Genomic DNA, 18775 nt, shown 5'->3' with positions numbered 1-18775 from the left:
AAGTTGTTTTGATAATAAATCAGAAAAAGAAAATCAATCTCTTCTAAAAGGCTAGAAACAAATGCAATATTGTTTTTAACCGAACAAAAAAAAATGCTGAAGCAATTATTTTCCTTGCTTCAGCATTCCTATTTAGGTGTAATTCCAAAAACAATAAATGGTTTTAGAAAATTAAACCATAATTAAACGGGTATTTTTTCGATAACGATCGGGTTGTTATTAGCATCAAGATAGGTGCAAGTCATCTCGATAATATTAATACGCCATTTTGCAATTCCGCACTGGGCCGCATGTTGACAAAAAGTATAATAATTGGTTTGTCCATCTTGGTGCATAACCAAATATTCAATAAAGCGCTCCTTATTGGGGATAGTTGCCGTAGCCAAGGTTTCGTATTTCGCATCGGTAGCCGTCGAAAAATCATCTGCACCATAATAAGACACACGGCCGTCGGCAACAATAGTATCGTATCCTTTGACCCCGAGCTGAATTAAATCTTGTATATAGGTAGAAAAATCAGCACCAGTTTGTACTTTATCATGTGCTGCTTGAATTTGTTGTAGGGTAAACATAGTTTTTTTTAGCAAATATACTGTAATTATTAAAAGTCAAAAGTCAATTTAAAAAGTCAATTTCAAAAGTCAATTTCAAAAATTAACTTCAAAAATCAACTTCAAAAATCAACTTCAAAAATCAATTTCAAAAAACAATTTCAAAAATCAATTTCAAAAATCAATTTCGAAAAGAAATTACAAATTTCAAAAAAAAACAATTTTATAGAATCCTCAATTCATATTAAAAATCAGCAATCGTTAATCAACAATCGTTAATCTCATTTCCTCAATACCAAATCAAAAATCAGCAATAGTTAATCTCATTTCCTCAATATCAAATCAACAATCAGCAATCGTTAATCAAAAATCGTTAATCCCATTTACTTAATCCTATTTCACCAATACCAAATCAAAAATCAGCAATCGTTAATCAAAAATCGTTAATCTCATTTCCCCAATCGTTAATCCCATTTTCCAAATCCTAATTCCTTAATCCAAAAATCTAAAAATCCTCCATATCCTATGACAGCCAATCATGTACAAGAATGCTATTGTCAGTGCATGCAAAATGTCATCTTGTCAGCCGTATTTCCGCCATATTTGCAAAAACTGACAATTTACAATAGGGTTTTTTGTTGGCACAATGATTGCTTTAGAGTCAATAAGTTATTAAAACGAGTATATAATAAAATTAAATATATTAAAAATGGGTAAAATAATCGGAATTGATTTAGGTACTACAAACTCTTGTGTTTCTGTAATGGAAGGTAATGAAGCTGTTGTAATTCCTAATGCAGAAGGAAAAAGAACAACACCATCTATCATCGCTTTTGTTGAAGGTGGAGAAATTAAAGTAGGGGATCCTGCAAAAAGACAAGCGGTAACTAATCCAACTAAGACTATTGCTTCTATCAAACGTTTTATGGGACAATCTTTTGCTGAAACTACAGAAGAAGCAAAAAGAGTTCCTTATTCAGTAGTAAAAGGAGACAACAATACACCACGTGTGGATATTGATGGTCGTTTGTACTCTGCACAAGAATTGTCAGCAATGACATTGCAAAAAATGAAAAAAACTGCTGAAGACTATTTAGGTCAAACAGTTACTGAAGCGGTTATTACTGTTCCTGCTTACTTTAATGATGCACAACGTCAAGCTACAAAAGAAGCTGGTGAAATTGCAGGTCTTAAAGTAATGCGTATCATCAATGAGCCAACTGCTGCGGCACTTGCTTACGGATTGGATAAAAAAGGAGTAGATCAAAAAATCGCAGTTTACGATTTAGGTGGTGGTACATTTGATATCTCTGTTCTTGAATTAGGAGACGGAGTTTTTGAAGTATTGTCTACAAATGGAGATACTCACTTAGGTGGAGATGATTTTGACCAAGTTATTATTGACTGGTTAGCTGACGAATTCAAAGCTGAAGAAGGTATTGATTTACGTCTTGACCCAATGTCATTACAACGTATCAAAGAAGCTGCTGAAAAAGCTAAGATTGAATTGTCTGCTTCTGCTGAAACAGAAATCAACTTACCATATGTTACGGCTACTGCTTCAGGACCAAAACACTTAGTAAAAAAATTATCTCGTGCTAAATTTGAGCAATTAGCTGATTCATTAGTAAAACGTTCTATGGCTCCAGTAGCAAGAGCGTTGAAAGATGCAGGTTTATCTACATCTGATATTGACGAAGTTATCTTGGTAGGTGGATCTACACGTATCCCTAGAATTGTTGAAGAAGTTGAAAAATTCTTCGGTAAAAAAGCGTCTAAAGGAGTTAACCCTGATGAGGTTGTTGCAATTGGAGCAGCTATTCAAGGTGGTGTACTTTCTGGAGATGTAAAAGATGTATTGTTATTAGACGTTACACCTTTATCTTTAGGTATCGAAACTATGGGTGGAATCATGACTATCCTTATCGAGGCTAACACGACTATCCCAACTAAAAAATCTCAAGTTTTCTCTACAGCTGCAGATTCTCAACCAACTGTTGAACTACACGTTCTTCAAGGAGCTAGAGCAATGGCTGCTGATAACAAAACTATCGGACGTTTCAACTTAGATGGTATTCCACCAGCACCAAGAGGAGTTCCTCAAATCGAGGTTTCTTTTGATATTGATGCAAATGGTATCATCAAAGTATCTGCTACTGACAAAGGAACAGGTAAATCTCATGACATCCGTATCGAAGCTTCTTCTGGATTAACTTCTGAAGAAATCGAAAGAATGAAACAAGATGCTGAAGCTAACGCTGAGTCTGACAAAGTTGCTAGATCTAGAGCTGAGAAATTAAACGAAGCTGATTCAATGATCTTCCAAACTGAAACTCAGTTGAAAGAATTAGGTGATAAAATAACAGATGATAACAAAGTTGCTGTTGAATATGCTTTGACTGAATTGAGAATGGCTCACGCATCTCAAGACATTCCAGCTATCCAAACTGCTTTGGATAACATCAACGCTGCTTGGAAAAAAGCTACTGAAGCAATGTATGCTCAAGGAGAACAAGCTCAAGGTGGTGCTGAACCACAAGCTGAAGCTCAAGGAGATAACGTTGAAGACGTTGAATTCGAAGAAGTAAAATAATTTGAGTAGAGACGTGATTTATCACGTCTCTCTTTTTTATATCAAAACCGAGTCAGTAATGGCTCGGTTTTTTTATTCCCAAAAATGAAACTTATATCGCAATATGATATTTCTCATGATCTATCTTTTAATTTGAAAGTATCTTTGAATCGAATTTTATAACGATTGATTGTAGATGCATTATTCTTTCGCCTACGGAGATTTTTAGGCTATTTGTAACGTTCTTTTTTGTAATATTACTGTAAATATATAATTTAATGCGAAAGATAAAATACAAAAAAGCACGCAAAACACAACCGAATCCGCTAGAGTACACAGGTACGCACAAGCAGTTAGAGTCGGCTTTGCAATTGTTTGTATATGATGATCGAACCTACAAAGAAGATCCAGATTTTACAGTAACCGATTTTAAAAAGATTGATTTTTCTAAGAACAATTGGCTTAATCTCCACGGTCTTAATAATATGGCTTTGATGGAGGATATTGGACATTTTTTTAAGATTGACCATTTCATACTTTCAGATATTGTGAATACCAATCGTAGGACAAAGCACGAAGAATTTGAAGATACATTATTCTTTAATATCAAGTCACTTTTGCCTACAAAGGGAACCGATAATATTCATGTGGAGCAAATTAGCTTTTTGTTAAAGAAAGGTGTTTTGATTTCGTTTCAAGAAAAGAAGAGTGATTTTTTTACTCACATTCGCGAAAGAATTCGTTCCCACACGGGATTAGTGAGAGAAAAATGTACTGATTATTTGTTGTTCCTACTATTGGATGCGATTATGGAAAATTTTTATATCACCATAGAAAATGAAGAGGATAAGGTGGAAGAATTAATTTCTATATCAAAGTCGAGTTCTAATCCGGATATATTGGTACGAATTGAAAAGCATCGTGACAATTTTAATTTTTTGAAACGGTCAATTGTACCCTTGCGAGACTCTTTGTTAGCCATCAAAAATCTGAAAGGTAATGAAGGATATATGATGATCGAAAAAGAATCTTTTCATTATTTTTCTCGTCTCAGTCAAAAAAGTATAGAATTGTTGGAACAAATAGAATCGGATATGGGCATGCTAGAAAGTGCTTCTAATTTCTTTTTTTCATCTCAGGCACATAAGATGAATGAAATTATGAAGACACTAACGGTCATTTCGGCAATATTTATTCCGATGACCTTCATAGTTGGAGTTTATGGAATGAATTTTGAAAATATGCCCGAGTTGAAATACCACAACGGCTATTATACCATCATTAGCATCATGTTTGTGATTGGTTTGTTGATGGTTTTCTACTTTAAGAAAAGAAAATGGTTTTGATTACGTACATATAAAAATTAAATAAAAATGAATAAAGCAATTTATGTAGCAACGAGTGAATTTAATAGCGGAAAATCTATTGTCACTCTTGGATTGATGAGTATGCTGATAGGTAAAACAGCAAAGGTGGGTTATTTTAGACCCATTATCGAAGATTTTGAAGATGGTAAACAAGATAATCACATCGAGACTGTGCTTTCTCATTTTAATTTGGATATGGCTTTTGAGGATGCTTATGCTATCACAAAAAGCAAATTAATCAAGAAAAAAAATAACGGTAAAATCGGAGAGGTTTTGGATTTGATTATCGAAAAATTCAAACGACTTGAAGAAAAATTCGATTTTGTATTAGTAGAAGGAACTAGTTTTAGTGGAGAAGGAACAGCGATCGAATTGGATATGAATGTTTTAATCGCTAAAAATCTCGGTATCCCTACTGTAATTGTAAGCTCTGGAGTTGGAAAAACATTGGAGGAGTTTGTAGATAGTATGTATTTGGCTTACAATACTTTTAAAGTAAAAGATGTTGAAGTTCTTGCTGTGGTCGCCAATAAAGTACAACCCGAAAATTTAACTTTAGCAATAAGTGGATTAAAAGCTGTATTGCCTGCCGAGGTCTTGGTGAATGCGATTCCGTTAATTTCGAGTTTAAAAAATCCTTCGATAAGAGAAATTATTGAAGAATTGGACGCCACCGTTTTGTTTGGCCAAGAATATTTGAATAATGAGGTTGGAACCTTCAGTGTAGGGGCAATGCAACTGCACAACTATTTGCGTCACTTAAAAGATAAAGGCTTAGTGATAACTCCTGGAGATCGTGCAGATATTATCATGGGAGCCTTACAAGCCAATGAATCGGCAAATTATCCTTCGATTTCGGGAATTATTTTAACCGGAAATATTATTCCAGAAGACAGTATCTTAAAATTAATTGAAGGACTGACTAGTATCGTGCCTATCATCGCGGTGAGTGAAGGTACCTATATGATTACGAATAAAATTGGAAGCATAAATTCTAAAATATACGCAGACAACACCAACAAAATTGAAACCTCAATTAATACTTTCGAAAAATATTTTGATGTTGATGCCTTGTCAAATAATTTAAGTGCCTTTGAAGTAGAAGGGATGACGCCTAAAATGTTTCAATATAATTTGGTAAAAAGAGCCAAACAGCATCGTAAACATATCGTTTTGCCAGAAGGGAATGATGATCGAATCCTTATTGCTGCCTCACGATTACTAGCGATGGATGTCGTGGACATTTCGGTAATTGGTAACAAGAAACAGATTGAACAAAAAACTATTGAATTGGGGATCGATTTTGACTTTGATAAAATTAAAATCATCAATCCAATTGAATCAGCAAATTATCAGGATTATGCCAATACGTATTATGAATTGCGTAAAGCTAAAAACGTCACCTTGCCAATGGCACAAGATTTAATGGAGGATGTTTCGTATTTTGGAACAATGATGGTGTATAAAGGTCATGCAGACGGAATGGTATCAGGTGCTGCGCATACAACCCAGCATACTATTTTGCCAGCGTTACAATTTATTAAAACCAAACCAGAATCGTCTGTGGTATCTTCGGTATTTTTTATGTGCTTGGAAGATCGCGTTTCTATTTTTGGCGATTGTGCCATTAACCCAAATCCTACTGCTGAACAGTTGGCCGAAATTGCAATTTCGTCTGCAGATACTAGTTTAGCATTTGGAATCGATCCAAAAGTGGCTATGCTATCCTATTCAAGTGGTTCATCAGGAAAAGGGGATGAGGTAGACAAGGTTCGAAAAGCAACTGAAATTGTGCGTGAAAAACGCCCTGATTTAAAAATTGAAGGTCCGATTCAATATGACGCTGCAGTTGACAAAGTGATTGGATTGAGCAAAATGCCAAATTCTGAAGTAGCTGGACAAGCAAGTGTACTTATTTTTCCAGATTTAAATACAGGAAACAACACCTATAAAGCCGTACAGAGAGAAACAGGCGCCTTGGCAATTGGACCAATGTTGCAAGGATTGAACAAGCCTGTAAATGACTTGAGCCGTGGTTGTACTGTAGATGATATTATTAACACTGTGGTTATCACTGCTATTCAAGCGCAGGGATTATAATGAAAAAAGCTACTGAATACTAAGTGACTAAGATTTTAAGTCTTTTTTTTGTAGAAAGTATTTGTTTTAAAAAATTGCTGATCACTAGGTAGTCAAGGTTGTAAGTATTTTAATTTGCAGAAAGTAGTAAAAACTTAGATTCTAAGAAACTTAACTTCTTAGAATTTTTAAAAAAAATACAAAATGAAAATAGTAATTATAAATTCGGGGAGTTCTTCTATCAAATATCAATTAATGACGATGCCAGAGCAAAAGGTATTGTGTTCAGGAATGATTGATAGAATTGGGCTCGAAAGTTCAAATTTCACCTATAAAACAGATCATCATACTATTGAAGAAGTGGTGGCTATTGCCAATCATAAAATTGGGTTAGAAAAAATTGCCCAATTGTTATTGGATGATAAAGTGGGTGTTATTACCTCTAAATCTGAGATTGTAGCTGTTGGGCATCGCGTGGTGCATGGGGGAGCGACTTTCTCAAAAACGGTTGAGGTTACTGAAGAAGTGAAGAAAGAAATAGGTGTTTTATCACAATTAGCACCGCTGCACAATCCAGCACATTTAGAAGGAATTGTTGTGGCTGAGGAGATTTTTCCAGAAGCAAAACAAGTGGTTGTTTTTGATTCGGCTTTTCATCAAACTATTCCTGAAGTGGCCTATAAGTTTGCGATTCCAAATGAAATGTTAGACGAACATAAAATAAGATTGTACGGTTTTCATGGAACGAGTGTGAAGTATGTATCGGAACGAGCAATTAAATATTTGGATAAAAGCGAAAAAATAATTTGCATTCATTTGGGTAATGGTTGCAGTATTACTGCTGTCAAAGACGGGAAAAGTTTTGATCATAGTATGGGCTTTTCGCCATCAAACGGTTTGATTATGGGTACTCGTGCAGGTGATATTGATCAATCGGTTATATTTTATTTGGTCAAAACGTTAGGGTATGCCATGGATGAGGTGAGTTCGTTGCTCTTGAAAAAAAGTGGCATGTTAGGTCTTACGGGTTATAGTGATTTAAGAGATATTGAAGAGCTTGCTGGTAAAGGAAATAGAGAGTGTCAATTGGCGTTGGATATGAACGTGTACCGTATTCAGAAGTATATAGGTGCTTATACCGCTGCGATGAACGGTTTGGATGCTATTGTATTTACGGCTGGAATAGGGGAGAACTCCTCTTATATTCGTAAATCGGTTTGTGCAAATATGGATTTCTTTGGGTTGGACTTAGATGATGCCAAAAATGACTTGCGTTCAAAAGATACTAGGGAGATAAATACTGCAAGTTCTAGGACTAAAATCTTGGTTATTCCGACGAATGAAGAGTTGGAGATTGCTAATCAGGTGTATGAATTACTATAGTTTTTGGATGTAAAATATAAGTAACTTTTTTTAACCATATAAGAAATAGAAGAGCATATAAGTTTTGGTACGCTTAAAAGCGCCCAACTATTTGCAAAATGTTTTTTACCATATGAGTCATTTAAGTTTTTTGTGTTGAATTTTTAAATCCTATAAGATATAGAAGAGCATATAAGTTTTGGGTGCTTATAAGCACCCAACTATGTGCAAAGTAAAGTCGCGACTTTTGTCATTCTGAAAGAATCTCAAGGTTTAGTTATGTAGAGATTTACAAAAGATTTTTTACCATATGAGTCATTTAAGTTTTTTGTATTGAATTTTTAAATCCTATAAGATATAGAAGAGCATATAAGTTTTGGGCGCTTATAAGCACCCAACTATGTGCAAAGGAAAGCCGCGACTTCTGTCATTCTGAAAGAATCTCTAGGTTTTGTTATGCAGAGATTCGCAAAAGGTTTTTTACCATATGAGGCATTTAAGTATATTGTGCTGAATTTTTAAACCATATTAGAAATTGAAGAGCATATAAGTTTTGGTACGCTTGAAAGAACTCAACTTTACACAAAGCAAAGCCGTACAGTTTGTCATCCTGAAAGGATCTCACGCAAAGAATTTCAAAGTATTGCTATAAAAAAAAGGAACACAGATTGAATTGAATCAATTGGTGTTCCTTTTTTAGTTCAAATGGGTTTTGGAAAAAGCTTTTGTAATTTTTATCGAATGGTTCTTGATTACGGATTTGCCCCTGGTGGTAGTGGCAGCCCTGACTGAAAAAAGACTATTTTTTACGGGAATTGCAGAGCGACCGCAGGAAGCTCCTGCAATGACCTAGTAAAAAAAGGCTTTTGAGGGAAGGCTAAAGCGGACAACAGGAATAGGCACAAAAAAAGCGAAAACTAGTGTTTCCGCTTTTCTTTATATTATTTTTTTGATGACTCTCAATTTGTGTGTGTGCCTGTTGGTCTCGGGATTGTATATTCCGAGATGGTCCAAGCGATCTATTCGCACTTTTCCGCTGGCATGGATGATGTAATTGTCTTCCATGATGATGCCTACGTGGGTGATATTCCCTTCTTCATTGTCAAAAAAAGCTAAATCACCTGGTTCACTTTCTTCGATAAAACTTAGTGGTTCGCCTTGTGCGGCTTGTTGAGATGCATCGCGAAGGAGTTTGTAGCCATTTAATTTGTACACCATTTGGGTAAAGCCTGAGCAGTCTACTCCAAAAGGGGTTTTTCCTCCCCATAAATAGGGTGCATTAAGGTATAAATAGGCTGAGTTGATGAGGTTGGACTTGTTTTTGATGCCATTGACTTTGGTTCCTTCAAACTGGAAGTTGGCAGTGTTTATTTCGCTATTGTATATAAACGAAAGTGATGCTCCAAGCGGAATTGGGATCAATTGATTGGTGGGTGTGCTTATGTATTCAATGAGATCAGCATTTAGAATGATGGTGTCATTGGATAGTTGATTAAAATTGGTTTCGGAAATTGGTTGGCACTGTTTGGAGTCAATCCAGCCCTCGTACCCATCATATTGCAATTGAATACGATACCACTGTTTGTTTTGTTCTAAGACTTTGAAGTGTTCTCCAAAGAGGAGTTGAGAAACGATTTCAGATCGATCCGACGGTTCAAACCGAAGGGGGATTATAGCCAGATTGCAAATTCCGAACATGTACTGTAATTTATAAGTTGAATGCTACCGCTTTTTGTTGTTCGAAAAAGCGGTAGTACTAATTTTTATTTAAATTTTTTCGATCACCATTGCTGATGCACCTCCACCACCGTTACAAATAGCAGCGGCACCAATTTTACCTTTATTTTGCTCTAAGACATTTAGTAATGTTACTAGAATTCGAGCACCAGAACAACCTAGTGGATGACCTAGAGAAACGGCACCTCCGTTGATATTTACTTGCTTGGTGTCAATTCCTAAAATTTTGGCATTGGCTAGTCCTACGACTGCAAAAGCTTCGTTAAATTCAAAAAAATCTACTTGGTCTTGGGTAATTCCTGCTTTGGCCAATGCTTTTGGTAATGCTTTGGCAGGGCTTGTTGTAAACCATTTTGGCTCTTGGGCCGCATCTGCATAACCATTAATATAGGCTAGAGGAGTGATTCCTAAACTTGCTGCTTTTTCTTCTGTCATTAAAATTAATGCAGCGGCTCCGTCGTTGATTGTTGATGCATTGGCTGCTGTTACGGTTCCATCAGGCGTGAAAACGGCTCTTAGTGACGGAATTTTTTCGAGCATTACGTTTGAGAATTCTTCGTCCTTGGTAATGATTATAGGGTCACCCTTGCGTTGTTTTACAGCAACAGGAACGATTTCGTTATCAAATTTTCCGTTTGCCCATGCGGTAGCAGAGCGCGTGTAGGATTCGATTGCGTATGCATCTTGGTCTTCACGACTAATTTGGTATTCTGTAGCGCATAAGTCAGCACATACTCCCATCGCTTGATTGTCGTAAGCGTCTGTAAGGCCATCTTTCTGCATTCCGTCAACAAAGGTAGCCGGACCAAATTTGGTGGCGTTACGTAGATGTGCATAGTGCGGAATTAGGCTCATGTTTTCCATTCCGCCAGCTACTACTATTTCTGCGTCTCCGCAAGCAATGGATTGTGCAGCAAACATAACAGCTTTCATTCCTGAGGCACATACTTTGTTTACGGTTGTACAAGGAACGGTTGCAGGTAATCCTGCTAAAATTGCGGCTTGTCTTGCGGGTGCTTGTCCTGCGCCTGCTTGAACGACTTGGCCCATATAGACTTCGTCAACTAATGTAGGATCTAAATTAATTTTGGCTAATGCGCCTTTGATTGCTATTGCCCCTAGTTCGGGTGCTGGAATAGAGGACAGGCCTCCCATGAAACTACCTATTGGAGTTCGAACTGCCGATACAATCACTATTCTTGACTTCATACTTGTTTGGTTTTTTGAATTAGTAAAGCAAATTTACTGTTTTTTAGACAATTTTTTGGTTTTGATTTAGGGATTGTAGTATTGTGAAAATTTTTTTTAAAAAAAGTAATGTCTATATATTTGATAGTGAATGGTTTTGTAATTATTATTAAAAAACTTTTAAAAAAAGCGCCAAAATACTTGTGGGAAACGTAAAGATGTCTTAAATTTGCAACCGCAAAACGAAACAAGTTTTTCTGAGCTTAGGAGGGGTGCCAGAGTGGTAATGGAGCAGTTTGCTAAACTGTCATCGGGTAACCGGTGCCAGGGTTCGAGTCCCTGTCCCTCCGCAGATTTTAAAGCTTAGGTTTTAAAATTATTATTGAAAATATTGTTACGGGGTGTAGCGTAGCTCGGTTATCGCGCCTGCTTTGGGAGCAGGAGGCCGCAGGTTCGAATCCTGCCACCCCGACAGTAAAAACTTTTTCCATTTAAGTTTTAAAAGAAAAATGGAAGCATAGCTCAGCTGGATAGAGCATCCCGATTACGAATCGGGACGGTCCTGAAAGTTACAAAAAAAATGGAGGCATAGCTCAGCTGGATAGAGCACCTGCCTTCTAAGCAGGCGGTCGAAGGTTCGAATCCTTCTGCCTTCACTAAAACCCTTGTAAGTCGCTGATTTACAAGGGTTTTTATTTTTAGGTTACAATTTAGGTAACAAAACGAGTTGTTAATAACTATTTTGACCATAAAAAAACCTCTCATTTCTGAAAGGTTAGTAATCTTCTTCTAATTTATCGATTATCTCTTTTAGTTCGGGGATTTTGTAGATGTCATTTATATTAAAATCTCTTTGGGTTTGAAATAAAAACATAGGTCTTTCATTTTTGGCTAAATGTCCAAACTTGAACCAATATTCTTTTAAATCCAATAAAACATTGCTTTCATACTCAATAATAGTGAATATTCCTAGACAGATTTTTATTAATTCGGCTAATTGTTCGTTTGTTAGTTTGTTGCTTTCTGCAAATAGAACCAACTCATCATAATTGTTAATTGTCATCTTTTGGCTGTATAATATTTATAGTAACTGGTTTAAATCTACTCTCGTCTATACTGTCATTATATTCGATTGCCTTTAAAGTAGGTAGTACGAATTTTGCTAAATCAATTATTGTTCTAATTCTGTCTTTAGGTTCTAGTTTGTCAATGTCTTCTTTTAACTTTGAAATATTGCTTTCTACTAATAATTGAAAACTATCTCTAATTTGTGCCGTATTCTTATTAGGTGTTCCTTTTGGTCTTCCGTTTTCGTTTCTTGTTCCTTTAAATCCTGCCATTATAATTGTATTTTGATTGTTATTTACTATTTTTTGTTTCATTTATTAAAACATCTGCAAAATCACTTCCTTTTGGGTAATCTGTTTTTTCTAACCAATCGTTAACCTTAATTTTAAAACCTACTTTGTTTAATTCTATTGATTTTGTGTTCCAATCTTCAAACTCTGACTTATCAGGAAACCCAATAATATTAAAGTCTTTTATAGGCTTCAATAAATCATATTTAAAACCGCTTTTACTTCCAGTTGCTAACCAAATATATTGAGGTTTAAAAATGCTCATTATTACGGCTGTTTTTTCTGCTTCTACTATTGCAATAGTCTTTTGGTTTGTTTCAGCTATTAAGTGTAAACCAAACAACGATTGTTTCAAATTAAAGTTCTCTAACTTCAAAACAGAATGCACCCAATTAATCAATCCTTTACCCTCTGCTGTCTTTATTCGTTTACCAGTTACTTTGTCATACTGCAATATTTTTCCAGCGTGTAAACGTTCTAAATTATCTATTTGCCAAAAGATTGTTGCACCTCCTTTAAAGTGATTACTTGAAGTTATAAAATATTTTTGTTCGGCTTCAAATACTTCTTCACGTGTAAAAATGGTTTCAAGAAATAAAGAAAAGTTGTTTTGTTGTTTTTCATTAGTGTACATTTTATCCAATAACTCTAAATTGTGAAAACTTGGTTTTGGTGCTGGTATGTGTTTTTTTTCAAATACTATATTATTTTCCTTTTCGGGGGTTGCCCAATATTGGCACTCTGTTTCACGGTCGCACCTCCCAAACTCATCACTCAAATAACTATTGGTTTCAGTTTCAATGTATTTAACAAATGTTCGTTTATTGCATTTAGGACAAAGGGATTTCCTGCTACTTTTATCTAAACTGTATTTATACTGTATCATCACTTTATCACTTTAAAACACTTTATTTAAAGCTTTATCATCACTTTATCACTTTATAAGCGTATATATACGCTTAAAGTAAAGTGATAGGAAATAAAAATTAACTTCAAATTAAAGTGATAGGTTAAATTTCATCTTCTTGAAACGTTCCAATTGTGTAGGGTGCTTTTGCTCTTTCTTGAAGTAACCAACTATTATTTTTGCAATATGTGATTAATGAAGTAATAGCATTTGTACCAAGTTCTTTGCTTAACTGTTTCTTTGAAGCTAATTTTAATTGAGTTTCAAGTTCTTTATAACCAAAACTTTCTCCATTACTAAAAACCTCCGTTAATAATTGATACTTTTTGAAGTCTTCCAAATCGGTTACATCAAACTTTTTTTGTTTGGTTTCTGTCCTTAATTCAAAATTTTCTGCAATTATTGGAATACCAAACTCATTAATTTCAAAGGCAAAAACTTGTGGCTCAATGTTTCTACATTGTAGAGGTGTAACAATTGTAATACTTTTGTCGCTTTCACTTTTTGCAACTTCCAAAACGGTTTCTGCCTTATTTGTTAACTCTGTTCCAATATGTCCACGTGCGTTTGTATCTGATTTATTTTGATGCAATACAGTAGTAATATGTATATTAAGGTCTTCGCTCCATTTCAATAGCTTAGAAGCTATATTTGTGGCTTGTTCTTCATCATTGATTGAGGTTACTAAATCCTTAATTCCGTCAATCACTAAAAAGCCTAAATTTTTAGTAACGTAAATTATATGCTCGATAAAATCCAGTCTTTCGGCTGGGGTTAATGGTCTTAAATAATAAACGTGTAAATTTATAGGGTTCTCTTGGTCTATCTGTGTGCAAATACGCTTAACGGCTTTCTGTACGTGGTACTTTCCTTGTTCCGTATCAATATAGATTACTACATTTTTATCGTGCGGTAAATGTCCTTTTATGCGTTCTAATATTAAAGAACTGCTTACAACCGCACTTAATACAGTATTAATATAAAAAGACTTTCCAGCCTTTGCCTTTCCAATAATTACGCTAAAATTTCCAAGCGTTCCCAAAATGTCATTTTTTTGAGTTTCAGTATTGAATAAACTAAAAGCTATTTCGGGAGGTGGTATTTTTTCTAATACATCAATTTTATATTTTGTTTCCCATAAATTCAAATTCTTATTAGGTATTAAAAAGGCTTCATCAATAGCCTTACTCATTTCTTTGCCGTTGTTCTTAATTGAATCACTCATAAAGAAAAATATTTTGAGTTAAATAATTCTTTATTAGTAGTCAATAAATTGGCATAGTGTTTTGTAATTGGACAAATTGAACGTTTCTTTGATACTTGCAAAAGTCCTTTATCTTCAAGTTTGCGTTTCCTCCTGCATTGGCTTTCTATTGGGATTTTAAAGGCAATAGAAACAACTTTGGCTGTTGCTGGAATTACCTGCAAGGCTAGAAATAAACGTCTTTCTTGTGGCTTTTTAATGAATTGAGAAAATGAAATTTCATGATACTTTAAAACTTCTTTACGGTAGAAATTTATGTAACTTTGTCTTTCTTGAAGGCGGGCAGTTTTTGAAGGGTTGTTCGCTTTCATTATCTTTTATATTTTAAAGATTTAACTTCGCTTAAACCAGCTTCAAACTGCTTTTCATCAATAAAAATTCTTCGCCCTATTTGTTTGGCTTTAATTTTTCCCTCCTTTATGTAGTTACGAATTGAGAGTTCAGAAACTCCTACGTATTCGGCTAGTGACTTAACTGAATGTAGTTTGGTTTCAGTTTGTTGTAATGGGTGCTTTAAATCGAGTAGTAAGTTTTCGATGTTAAGCAAACGTGCTTCGAGTGTTGCAAATGGATTGTTCATTTTGTATCAGATTTAATTGTTATTATCTGATACAAATGTTTGATTTTATGGTATTTGGTAACTGGTTGTAACCAGTTGTTAACTTGTAACTATCTAATATTTAGATAAATGTAATTTAAGGGTTTTGCATTCATCTATTGCTTTTTGTTTGTATTTATCTTCAAGTAAATCAATTACACTTTCAAATAATTCAATCTTATTCTTAAGTACTTTCGGACTAATGTCGGGGTCTGCAGTTCTATCAACTGTCCTGAAAAATTTATCATATTCTAACTTTAATTTATGACCTGAATTATGACCATATTTTTTTATAATTTCATTTGAGTTTTCTTTAGTTACTGTTACATTTTCGTAAACTAATTTTAAAGCAATTTGCTTTATCTTTAGTTTGTTTTCAGAATGCAAATCAATATTATGCTCGCATTTGTCAAACTTTTTAAATATTGTAAAATGTTTTTCTACCAATTCATCTACTTTATTAACGATACCAGCATAATAACCAAATTGAGAAATTATTTCATGTTTTATTGTTAATGAGTAACTATTTTTAACAAAGTTCCATCCTTCATTCGCTCCATAATGATTTACATGGAAATAATTATTGTGAATGTTTTCTACATAACTATTTGCGTTTTCACCGTACAATATATTTGTTGAAGGTTTGTATTCAATTTCAAAAAACTGTTCACCTTCTTTATATGCTTTAATATAGGTGTCTAAATAGTCTATTCCAGCTATCAAAGTATCTTCTTTTTTATCACAATCGTAAGCCGTTAAAGATTTTTTATAAAAAAAGTAACCTAATTCAGGGGTGTAAATTTTTACATTATCATAAATGAAAGAACCGTTACTTTCAATTAGATTCTTAATATTTATATAATCGCTTGTTTCTCTTACTTCTGAATTTTCAAAAATATTAATAACAAATTTTGTGTCTTTTTTAATTTCTTTTTGTTGAGGAATAACTTCTAAATTACCTAATAGGTCTAACTGCTTGCGATGGAAAATTATTTTTTGTTCGCAATAATGGTCAAATTTGTAACCAAACATAAAAGAACTATCTTCATTGGTAAAAATCAATTCATCGCTTAGGGATGCAATCATGCGGTTTTTTATGTCTAAAAAAAGAAAATCTTTATTGTATTCTAAAACCAAGTTTACCCAATGATTAATTTTTTCTTTTACGTCAATTATTTTTTCACTTGTGTCGTTGTAAGAATCCCATTTTGTAATTCTATACTTTTCTATAAAGGAATTTAACTCCATATTTTTTGTCGTTTTATTTTGCTTTACGCAACGGGATTTCAATATTAAAAACCTCGTCCATTGCTTCCTGTTTATCGGGAGCATCGACTTGGTAGTATGCGTTTAATGTTTTCATGTCTGTATGTCCAGTCATTGAAGCAATTAATTTATCGCTTTTACCTTCTCTTTTCATCATAGTTATAAATGTGCGTCGGGCGGTGTGCGTGCTTATACGGTCGTAAAAATTCATGTCAACTTTTATACTGTCTTTTCCTTTAACTGTAACTTTTTGTACTAATTTAGAATATTTCATCTCTTCAAATACATCCTTAATATATTCGTTTTGTTTCTGGTTTGTAATCAATGGTAGTTGATAATCATACTTTGTTAAAATGTATCTTGAAATATTTGTTAATGGAATTTCTCGTTGTGCTTTAGCTTCGTCTTTCTCTTCTTTTAGAATAATGTCCTTTTCTGTTACATTACTTTTTGTAATCGTTGCTATTTCTCCAAAACGCATTCCAGTAACACATTGGAATACAAAAACATCTCTTACTTTTTCAAGTTTAGCCGTTTTAAATTCAAACTGCATTAAGTTATTAAGGTCTTCAATCGTTAAGGCAATTTGTTTTGTTAAGGTTGGTTTAATTATACATTTGCCATTGTCATCATGGTTGAAATTTTCAAAAGTTGTATTGTATGTATATTTATTTTTTACCGCCCAAAACATAAACGTTTTAAAAAAACCTAGATTCTTTAAATAGGTATTGTTTATTTGTTTTCGGTCTTCCATGCAGTAACTAGCAAACTTTCCGTAAAAGTTTAAATCAATTCTGCTAAATGTTAATTCGTACTTTTTAGCGGTTTCAAATTCCTTTAAGGTATTTTTTATATTGTTGTATCTCTTTACAGTTCCTGCCGACCATTGAAGCGATGCTTTTTTTTCAGCCATGAAAACGTCATAAGCATCAAAGAAAATATTTTTACCTTTTATAGCAACTTTAAATTCTGTATCAAATACATTTCTCAAAGTTTTACTTGTAAAATCTTCTTTAATTCGTTTGTACAAACTTTCAGTTTCATTAAATAAATTGGAATGTCTATCTAATTGCATTTTGATACTTTCAGCGAATTTTGATTTTTTCTTGCCAATGGTAAAAGGAAACTTATTTTCAAAATCCCAATTATCGGGGTGTATGCTTTCTCCTGTAGAAAATATAAACCTCTTATTTTCTTTATTAAAGTAACAAGTAAAATATATTAAGGTTTCGCTGTCTGCATTTGGTTGCTTTAATGTGAATGTATATTTCATATAGGTAACAATTTAGGTAACAATTACTTTTTTATTCGTTATAAAATCATTGTGATAACAAATATAAACATTCTTTATCTTTAAGGGTTAACAGTAATAAAAACAGTTGTTAACATAAAATAAGTGCTAAAAAGTTCAAATACTTCTGCCTTCACAAGAAACCGATCAATCGAACGGTTTTTTTTGTATATATTTATTTCAAATTTTAACTATATGAACTACTTGTATATTTTATATTCTGTTGAAGTAGATAAGTATTATATTGGACATACTTCAGAAACTCTTGATGAACGTTTGCGTAAACATTTATCAAATCATTCTGGCTTTACCTCAAAAGTCAAAGACTGGACTATTGTTTACTATGAGGAATTTGAAACTAAATCTTTAGCTTACAAAAGAGAATTAGAAGTGAAGAAATGGAAAAGCAGAATAAAAATTCAAAAATTAATAAATGAGTCCAGTCCATAGCTCAGTTGAATAGCGCATCCCGACTTTTTAATCGGGACGGCCGAAGGTTTGAATTCTTCTATTTCTAATTTAAAAATTTAGCCTTTGCAGCAATGTTAGGGCTTTTTTTCTGGTATAAAACGAACATTTGACGAACATTATAGTTGAATCAAATAGGTGTTTGGGATTTTATATAGTTTAAATCAATGAGAATTTGTCGAATCAGGGACATTCTAAATTTAACTCATTAGTGAATATCAAATTTTACAAGGATTTAAGTGGGCTGAAAATGCTGTACTTTCCACTATTTAATTTGAGTATTTGTATTATTCAACAATTTTTTCAGTTAAAGGAATTTTGTCATTTGGAGTGATAAGGTACATTCCTTTTTTTTGCTTTTTTTATTAAGTATAGTTCAAATTTTTTATCGTGTTTTAACTGATACTCCATAGACAATCTCGTATAGTATTCTTACTTCATTACATACGATATTTCGTTTCTTTTCAATGATCTTTTACTAAAGTTCCTAATTCAAGATCACTTATTTTTACTGGTTAAGCGGTAAGATAGATCAATTTACTTATTATATTAAGTTCATCGATAGAAAATAAGTCTATATTACTGTTATAGCAGTAAATTTAACTCGTAAATAGTGCTTTTTGCTAATGAATAACTAAAAAAGTATAAAATTACTGTTATAGCGGTAATAACGGTATGTTAATGCGGTGGTAATTAAAAACAATTACCACCGCATTATTTAAATTTAACCAAAATTGCAAAAAAATAGTTGCCCACCTTATATATCT

Annotated in this window: 16 protein-coding genes and 3 tRNA genes; 8 read left to right on the top strand and 11 right to left on the bottom strand. The window is 33.5% G+C overall.

All coding sequences use genetic code 11. The annotated features are described in order from the left end of the window. Positions 1-182 precede the first annotated feature (182 nt). Positions 183-572, bottom strand: coding sequence for a DUF1398 domain-containing protein (locus FFWV33_RS16185; RefSeq protein ID WP_108741858.1), 390 nt, complete (start codon positions 570-572; stop codon positions 183-185). Positions 573-1260: 688 nt separating this feature from the next. On the opposite strand from FFWV33_RS16185, the gene dnaK reads away from it, so the two are divergent. The 4 genes from dnaK (at position 1261) to FFWV33_RS16165 (ending at position 7952) form a co-directional block, all read left to right on the top strand. Continuing rightward, positions 1261-3144, top strand: a complete 1884-nt coding sequence (gene dnaK, locus FFWV33_RS16180) for a molecular chaperone DnaK (protein ID WP_108741857.1) — start codon at positions 1261-1263, stop codon at positions 3142-3144. Between the two features lie 257 nt (positions 3145-3401). Continuing rightward, positions 3402-4469 carry a magnesium/cobalt transporter CorA gene (gene corA / locus FFWV33_RS16175; RefSeq protein WP_108741856.1) on the top strand — a complete coding sequence of 356 codons (1068 nt, stop codon included), beginning with the start codon at positions 3402-3404 and terminating at the stop codon, positions 4467-4469. A gap of 27 nt (positions 4470-4496) precedes the next feature. Then, positions 4497-6590, top strand: coding sequence for a phosphate acetyltransferase (gene pta / locus FFWV33_RS16170; RefSeq protein WP_108741855.1), 2094 nt, complete (start codon positions 4497-4499; stop codon positions 6588-6590). A gap of 183 nt (positions 6591-6773) precedes the next feature. Beyond that, positions 6774-7952, top strand: coding sequence for an acetate/propionate family kinase (locus tag FFWV33_RS16165; RefSeq protein WP_108741854.1), 1179 nt, complete (start codon positions 6774-6776; stop codon positions 7950-7952). 915 nt (positions 7953-8867) lie between these two features. On the opposite strand, the gene FFWV33_RS16160 is transcribed toward FFWV33_RS16165, so the two are convergent. Together FFWV33_RS16160 and FFWV33_RS16155 are read right to left on the bottom strand one after the other, a co-directional pair. Further along, positions 8868-9629, bottom strand: a complete 762-nt coding sequence (locus tag FFWV33_RS16160; RefSeq protein ID WP_108741853.1) for a C40 family peptidase — start codon at positions 9627-9629, stop codon at positions 8868-8870. Positions 9630-9698: 69 nt separating this feature from the next. Continuing rightward, on the bottom strand, positions 9699-10877 hold the full coding sequence (locus FFWV33_RS16155; protein ID WP_108741852.1) for an acetyl-CoA C-acyltransferase: 1179 nt from the start codon (positions 10875-10877) through the stop codon (positions 9699-9701). A gap of 245 nt (positions 10878-11122) precedes the next feature. Between FFWV33_RS16155 and FFWV33_RS16145 the strand changes: the two genes are divergently transcribed. From FFWV33_RS16145 to FFWV33_RS16135, 3 genes are all read left to right on the top strand, one after another. Further along, positions 11123-11206 (top strand) — tRNA-Ser (locus FFWV33_RS16145). A gap of 47 nt (positions 11207-11253) precedes the next feature. Then, positions 11254-11328 (top strand) — tRNA-Pro (locus FFWV33_RS16140). 110 nt (positions 11329-11438) lie between these two features. Continuing rightward, a tRNA-Arg gene (locus FFWV33_RS16135) sits at positions 11439-11512 on the top strand. Positions 11513-11631: 119 nt separating this feature from the next. Here the strand turns inward: FFWV33_RS16135 and FFWV33_RS16130 are convergent. The 8 genes from FFWV33_RS16130 to FFWV33_RS16095 form a co-directional block, all read right to left on the bottom strand. Next, positions 11632-11919, bottom strand: coding sequence for a hypothetical protein (locus FFWV33_RS16130; protein WP_108741850.1), 288 nt, complete (start codon positions 11917-11919; stop codon positions 11632-11634). Continuing rightward, on the bottom strand, positions 11909-12238 hold the full coding sequence (locus FFWV33_RS16125; RefSeq protein ID WP_108741849.1) for a hypothetical protein: 330 nt from the start codon (positions 12236-12238) through the stop codon (positions 11909-11911). The genes FFWV33_RS16130 and FFWV33_RS16125 overlap by 11 nt, the downstream gene beginning before the upstream one ends. Next, complete coding sequence (locus FFWV33_RS16120; RefSeq protein ID WP_159086058.1) at positions 12216-13100, bottom strand: DUF6371 domain-containing protein; 885 nt, start codon at positions 13098-13100, stop codon at positions 12216-12218. Before FFWV33_RS16120 ends, FFWV33_RS16125 begins: the two co-directional genes overlap by 23 nt. Before the next feature lie 124 nt (positions 13101-13224). Continuing rightward, a complete protein-coding gene (locus FFWV33_RS16115; RefSeq protein ID WP_108741847.1) occupies positions 13225-14346 on the bottom strand; it encodes an AAA family ATPase in 1122 nt (373 codons plus the stop codon). Then, a complete protein-coding gene (locus FFWV33_RS16110; protein ID WP_108741846.1) occupies positions 14343-14696 on the bottom strand; it encodes a hypothetical protein in 354 nt (117 codons plus the stop codon). The genes FFWV33_RS16115 and FFWV33_RS16110 overlap by 4 nt, the downstream gene beginning before the upstream one ends. Next, positions 14696-14965 (bottom strand): helix-turn-helix domain-containing protein, encoded by a 270-nt coding sequence (locus tag FFWV33_RS16105; RefSeq protein WP_108741845.1) that lies wholly within the window; start codon positions 14963-14965, stop codon positions 14696-14698. The genes FFWV33_RS16110 and FFWV33_RS16105 overlap by 1 nt, the downstream gene beginning before the upstream one ends. 93 nt (positions 14966-15058) lie before the next feature. Further along, positions 15059-16231, bottom strand: coding sequence for a hypothetical protein (locus tag FFWV33_RS16100; RefSeq protein WP_108741844.1), 1173 nt, complete (start codon positions 16229-16231; stop codon positions 15059-15061). 13 nt (positions 16232-16244) lie between these two features. Further along, positions 16245-17522, bottom strand: coding sequence for a tyrosine-type recombinase/integrase (locus tag FFWV33_RS16095; protein ID WP_108741843.1), 1278 nt, complete (start codon positions 17520-17522; stop codon positions 16245-16247). Between the two features lie 213 nt (positions 17523-17735). On the opposite strand from FFWV33_RS16095, the gene FFWV33_RS16090 reads away from it, so the two are divergent. Further along, the gene (locus FFWV33_RS16090) at positions 17736-17990 is read left to right on the top strand and encodes a GIY-YIG nuclease family protein (RefSeq protein WP_108741842.1); all 255 of its coding nucleotides are present in this window, start codon (positions 17736-17738) and stop codon (positions 17988-17990) included. Positions 17991-18775 lie beyond the last annotated feature (785 nt).

The organism is Flavobacterium faecale, from assembly GCF_003076455.1.
Taxonomy (GTDB): domain Bacteria; phylum Bacteroidota; class Bacteroidia; order Flavobacteriales; family Flavobacteriaceae; genus Flavobacterium; species Flavobacterium faecale.
This window is presented reverse-complemented; position numbering and strand designations above follow the sequence as displayed.